Origin of the sequence: Actinophytocola sp., assembly GCF_036402745.1 — a bacterium.
Lineage (GTDB): Bacteria > Actinomycetota > Actinomycetes > Mycobacteriales > Pseudonocardiaceae > Actinophytocola.
The window spans coordinates 1-5763 of record NZ_DASWSJ010000218.1 but is presented as its reverse complement, the minus strand read 5'-3'; the positions used below and the strand labels follow the sequence as shown (position 1 = coordinate 5763).

Here is a 5763-nt window from a genome sequence, read left to right as displayed (position 1 = left end):
AGCATCAGCTCGATGCACATGAACACCACGATGGCGTTGCGCCGCACCAGGACCCCGACCGCGCCGATGGTGAACAGCAGCGCGGAGAGCAGCAGGTAGACGGTCGGGGTCACGATGACTCCCCTTCCCGGGTGGTCGGATTCAGCGCGCGGCGCTCGGCGGTGGGCGCGTTGCCGGCGACGGCCTTGCGCTCGGCGTCGAACTCCTCGGCCGCGGCCGAGTCGATGAGCCGGGACAGCGACTCCGGCGCGACCGAGCCGTCCGGCAGCAGGGCCGGGGTGGCCACCGAGCTGGACGTGGCGAACACCCCCGGGCCGGGCAGCGGCGACGGGCGGTCGTGCTCGCCGCGGAAGCGCATCTCGACCAGCTCGCGCTGGGTCTTGCGGCCGCGGGTGTGCCGGTCGACGTAGCCGAGCACCATCGCGCCGACCGCGGCGGTGATCAGCAGCGCCGAGGTGAGCTCGAAGGGGAACAGCCAGTCGGTGAAGATCGACCGGCCGATGTTCTCGACGTTCCCGTTGCCGCCGTTGGCGTCCTGGCCCTGCAACCCGACCGGGGTGACGTCGGTGAGCGAGCGGGCCACCGCGGCGACCACCAGCGCGGCGAGGCCGATGCCGAGCACGGTGGCGGCGAACCGCTGCCCGCGCAGGACCTCGACCACCGAGTCCGAGGAGTCGCGGCCGACCAGCATCAGCACGAACAGGAACAGCATCATGATCGCGCCGGTGTAGACGATGATCTGCACGAAACCGAGGAACGGCGCCTGCTGGACCATGTACATGACGCCGAGGCTCAGCATCGTGAGCACCAGGAACAACGCCGAGTGCACCGCGTTCTTCGCGAAGATCATGCCGAGCGCGCCGAGCAGCGCCAGCGGGCCGAGCACCCAGAACGAGATGGACTCGCCGGTGGACAGCTGGTTCGCGACGCCCTGCGCGAGTACGACGGCGGTGCTCACTTGACCTCCCCCTTCACCGGGTCGGGGTAGCCCCACTTGCGGGCGAGGCGCGGCGCGTCGACGTAGTAGTCCTGCTCGGTGTCGCCGAGCCGCATCGGGTGCGGCGGCTGCTCCATGCCCTTCAGCAGCGGGGCGAGCAGGTCCTCCTTGGTGTAGATCAGGTCCTGCCGGTTGTCGTTGGCCAGCTCGTACTCGTTGATCATCGTGAGCGAGCGGGTGGGGCAGGCCTCGACGCACAGGCCGCAGCCGATGCACCGCAGGTAGTTGATCTGGTAGTCCGCGCCGTAGCGCTCACCGGGCGAGTAGCGGGCCTCCTCGGTGTTGTCCGCGCCCTCCACGAAGATCGCGTCGGCCGGGCACGCCCAGGCGCACAGCTCGCAGCCGACGCACTTCTCCAGCCCGTCCGGGTGCCGGTTGAGCTGGTGGCGACCGTGGTAGCGCGGCGCGGCGGGCGCGCCCGCCTCCGGGTACTCCTCGGTGACGACCTTCTTGAACATGGTCGAGAAGGTGACGCCGAAGCCCTTGAACGGATCAAAGATCCCCATCGTTCGACTCCTTCTCGGCGTCGGTGTCCGTGCCGCCGCCACCGACGGTGGCCGGCCTGCGCCGTCCCGCCCGGCCGCGAACCGCCTTGCGTCTCGGCGGCTTCGGTATCTCCAGGTCCAGCGGCGGGACCGGGTAGCCGCCACCGGTGATCGGCACCTGGTCGCCGTCGTCCTCGACCCGGCCGCCGCGGTCGAACACGAAGCCCAGCGCGACCACGATGATCAGGACGATGCCGGCGTAGGTGAGGATCTGGCCGGTGGAGACCTCGGACTCGCCGCGGAGCGTGCGCATGCCGGCGATCAGCACGATCCACACCAGGTTGGCGGGGACCAGGACCTTCCAGCCGATCCGCATGAACTGGTCGTAGCGGAACCGGGGCAGCGTCGCGCGCACCCAGATGAACGCGAACAGCAGCAGGAACGTCTTGGCGAAGAACCAGAGGATCGGCCACCAGCCGGTGTTGAAGTAGTTGTCGTTGATCAGCGAGATCGGCCAGGGCGCCATGTACCCGCCGAGGAACAGCGTGGTGGCCATCGAGCAGACGACGACCATGTTCACGTACTCGGCGAGAAAGAACAGCGCGAACTTCATCGAGCTGTACTCGGTGTGGAACCCGCCGACCAGCTCCGACTCGGCCTCCGGCAGGTCGAACGGGGCGCGGTTGGTCTCGCCGACCATGGAGATCAGGAAGATCAGGAAGCTCGGGATCAGCAGGTAGAAGTACCAGCCGCTGCGCTGTGCCGCGACGATGTCCCCTGTGGACAGCGACTGCGCGTAGAGCACCACGCTGACGATCGAGAGGCCCATCGCGATCTCGTAGGAGATCATCTGCGCGGCCGAGCGCAGGCCGCCGAGCAGCGGGTAGGGCGAGCCGGAGGACCAGCCGGCCAGCACGATGCCGTAGATGCCGATCGAGGAGCAGGCCAGAACCACCAGCACACCGACCGGCAGGTCGATCAGCTGCAGGACCGTGCGCTCACCGAAGATCGACACCTCGGGCCCGAACGGGATCACCGAGAACGCCAGGATCGCCGGGATCACGACGATGATCGGCGCGAGGAAGTAGACCTTCCGGTCCGCGCCGGCCGGGATGATCTGCTCCTTGAACGGCAGCTTGATCGCGTCCGCGACGGACTGGAGGTAGCCGCCGGGACCGACCCGGTTCGGGCCGGGGCGCTGCTGCATCCGGCCGATCGCCTTGCGCTCCCAGACGATCAGGAAGATGGTCATGACCGGCCCGATGAGGAGCAGGACCACGACCTTGATCAGGATCAGCCAGAGCGGGTCGTCGGCGAGAAGTTGGGCCCTGGTCACGCTGACTCGCCTCCATCAGTGGTCGCGCCTGTCAGCAGGTTCTCCGTGGTGACCGACACGACGTCCCCGTGCCCGGCGCCGAGCGTGCGCCGGGTGGTGGCCGGGCCGGAGTTCGCGGGCAGCCAGACGACTCCGTCCGGCAGGTCCGCGTGCTCGACCGGCAGGGTGATCGAACCGCGCTCGGTCTTGACGGTGACCGCCGGGTTGCCGTTCAGGCCCAGGCGCGCCGCGGTCCCGGCGGAGAGCCGGGCGACGGTGGCCCGCGCGGTGCCCGCCAGGTGCGGCTCGTCGGACTGCAGCGAGCCGTTGTCCAGCAGCTGGCGCCAGGTGGCGAGCAGTGCCTGGCCGTCCTCGAGGGTGGGCGCCTGCGCCGCGACCGCGACGGGCGGCGCGGCCGAGCGCAGCACCGCGGGCAGCCGGGCGAGGTCCGCGGCGGCCGCCTGCGGGGTCTGGGTGAACAGGTCGACGTCCATCTCGACGCCGAGCGTGTCGAGCACCCGGCAGTCCGACAGAGAGCCGGGCGACTCGATGGTGGTGCCGAACTCGCGGCGGCGGCCCTCCCAGTTGAGGTAGCTGCCGGCCTTCTCGACCGAGGGCGCGACCGGGAGCACCACGTCGGCGCGCGCGGTGACCGCGCTGGCCCGCAGCTCCAGGCTGACGACGAAGCCGACGTCGTCCAGCGCCTCCTCGGCGAGCACCGGGTCGGGCAGGTCGTCGGTCTGGACGCCGCCGACCACCAGGCCGTCGAGCTGGCCCGCGGCCGCGGCGGCGATGATCGCGCCGGTGTCGCGGCCGGGACGGCCGGGCAGCGTGCCGGCCTCCAGTCCCCACACCCGCTCGACCTCGAGGCGCGCGGTCGCGTCGCTGACCAGCCGGCCGCCGGGCAGCAGCGTCGGCACGGCGCCGGCGTCCAGCGCGCCCCGCTCGCCGGCCCGGCGCGGGATCCAGGCGATCCGCGCGCCGGTGGTCTCGGCCAGCTTCACCACCGCGGTGAACAGGCCCGGCACCTGCGCGGCACGCTCGCCGACCAGGATGACCGCGCCCGCGCCGCCGAGTGCCTCGATGACGTCCGGCGCGTGGCTCGGCAGGCCCTCGACCGCGGCGGCCTCGCCACCGGGCGGGCAGGCGAGGAGCGACCCGGCGAGGGGCTTGTCCACGCCGTAGGGGCGGATGGTCTTCGTGACCGCCGGGCTCGTCCACTGTCCGATGTGGAACACCTGGGTGCCGCGCTTGCGGGCGGCCTTGCGTAGCCGCAGGAAGACGATCGGCGCCTCCTCCTCCGGCTCGAGCGCCACGCACAGCACCGCCGGCGCGGACTCGATCGCGCCGAAGGTCACCCCGGTCTCCGGCGTCGTGCCGACCACAGTGGACGCGAGGAAGTCGAGCTCCTCGGCCGAGTGGGCCCGGGCCCGGAAGTCGACGTCGTTGGTGCGCAACGCGATCCGGGCGAACTTGGCGTAGGCGTAGGCGTCCTCGACGGTGAGCCGGCCGCCGGCCAGCACGCCGACGCCCTTGCCGTCGCGGGCCTTGGCCAGGCCCTCGGCCGCGACCCGCAGCGCGTCGGTCCACGAGGTCTCGACGAGCTCACCGGTCTTGGCGTCGCGCACCATCGGCCGGGTGATCCGGTCGCCCGCGGTGAGGTACCGGAACGCGAACCGGCCCTTGTCGCAGATCCACTCCTCGTTGACCTCGGGGTCCTCGCCGGCGAGCTTGCGCATGACCTTGCCGCGCCGCCAGTCGGTGCGCTCCGCGCAGCCCGAGGAGCAGTGCTCGCAGATGCTCGGCGTGGACACCAGGTCGAACGGCCGCGAGCGGAACCGGTAGGCGGCGCTGGTGAGCGCGCCGACCGGGCAGATCTGGATGGTGTTGCCGGAGAAGTAGCTCTGGAACGGCTTGTTCTCCGCGATGCCGATCTGCTGGTGCGCGCCGCGCTCGAGCAGCTCGATGAACGGGTCGCCGGCGATCTGGTCGGAGAACCGGGTGCAGCGCTGGCAGAGCACACAGCGCTCGCGGTCGAGCAGCACCTGGGTGGACACCGGGATCGGCTTGGGGAACGTGCGCTTCTTCTCGACGAACCGGGAGTCCGCGCGGCCGTGCGCGAGCGCCTGGTTCTGCAGCGGGCACTCGCCGCCCTTGTCGCAGATCGGGCAGTCCAGTGGGTGGTTGATGAGCAGCAGCTCCATCACACCCTGCTGGGCCTTGTCCGCCACCGGCGAGGTGCGCTGGGTCTTGACGACCATGCCGTCGGCGACCGTGATGGTGCAGGACGCCTGCGGCTTGGGCATCGGCCGGCCACCCATCTCGACCTCGACCAGGCACTGGCGGCAGGCGCCTGCCGGGTCGAGCAGCGGGTGGTCGCAGAACCGGGGGATGACGGTGCCCAGCCGCTCCGCGGCGCGGATCAGCAGCTCGCCCTTGGGCGCGATGACCTCGACCCCGTCGATGGTCAGCCGCACGTGCCCCTCGGGGACGGGCGCCGTATCGGGCTTCTCTTCGATCGCAGTCATTTAGTGAGCTCCCGCGAGCGCAGGGGTGGCCGGGGCGGCCTTGTTCTTGTCACACAGGGCGAGGAACTCGTCCCGGAAGTACTTGATGCCACTGGTGATCGGGCTGACCGCGCCATCGCCGAGCGCGCAGAACGAGCGGCCGAGCACGTTGTCGCAGATGTCGAGCAGCGTCTCGATGTCGGGCTCGGTGCCGTTGCCGGCCACCATCCGCTGCAGGATCCCGGCGAGCCAGTAGGTGCCCTCCCGGCAGGGGGTGCACTTGCCGCAGGACTCGTGCTCGTAGAACTCGGTCCACTACATCACGGCCCACGGCACCGACACGGTCTCGTTGAACACCATGACCGCGGTGGTGCCGAGCATCGAGCCGGCTGCGGCCGCGCCCTCGAAGTCCAGCGGGACGTCGAGGTGCTCGGCGGTGAACAGCGGGGTGGACGAGCC

At 70.9% G+C, this 5763-nt stretch carries 5 protein-coding genes and 1 pseudogene; all 6 read right to left on the bottom strand.

The window, feature by feature from the left end:
• The coding region (locus tag VGD70_RS20950) for an NADH-quinone oxidoreductase subunit K (RefSeq protein WP_331083853.1) at positions 1–113 on the bottom strand (113 nt) is incomplete at its 3' end.
• On the bottom strand, positions 110–958 hold the full coding sequence (locus VGD70_RS20945; RefSeq protein ID WP_331083851.1) for an NADH-quinone oxidoreductase subunit J: 849 nt from the start codon (positions 956–958) through the stop codon (positions 110–112). The genes VGD70_RS20945 and VGD70_RS20950, both read right to left, overlap by 4 nt.
• Entirely contained in the window at positions 955–1503 is a 549-nt protein-coding gene (nuoI, locus tag VGD70_RS20940; RefSeq protein ID WP_331083849.1) for an NADH-quinone oxidoreductase subunit NuoI, read from the bottom strand. The genes VGD70_RS20945 and nuoI overlap by 4 nt, the downstream gene beginning before the upstream one ends.
• On the bottom strand, positions 1490–2818 hold the full coding sequence (gene nuoH, locus VGD70_RS20935) for an NADH-quinone oxidoreductase subunit NuoH (protein ID WP_331083847.1): 1329 nt from the start codon (positions 2816–2818) through the stop codon (positions 1490–1492). Before nuoH ends, nuoI begins: the two co-directional genes overlap by 14 nt.
• Positions 2815–5325, bottom strand: coding sequence for an NADH-quinone oxidoreductase subunit G (locus tag VGD70_RS20930; RefSeq protein WP_331083846.1), 2511 nt, complete (start codon positions 5323–5325; stop codon positions 2815–2817). The genes nuoH and VGD70_RS20930 overlap by 4 nt, the downstream gene beginning before the upstream one ends.
• Positions 5326–5763 (bottom strand): annotated as a pseudogene (locus VGD70_RS20925) (NADH-ubiquinone oxidoreductase-F iron-sulfur binding region domain-containing protein); the annotation flags it as partial.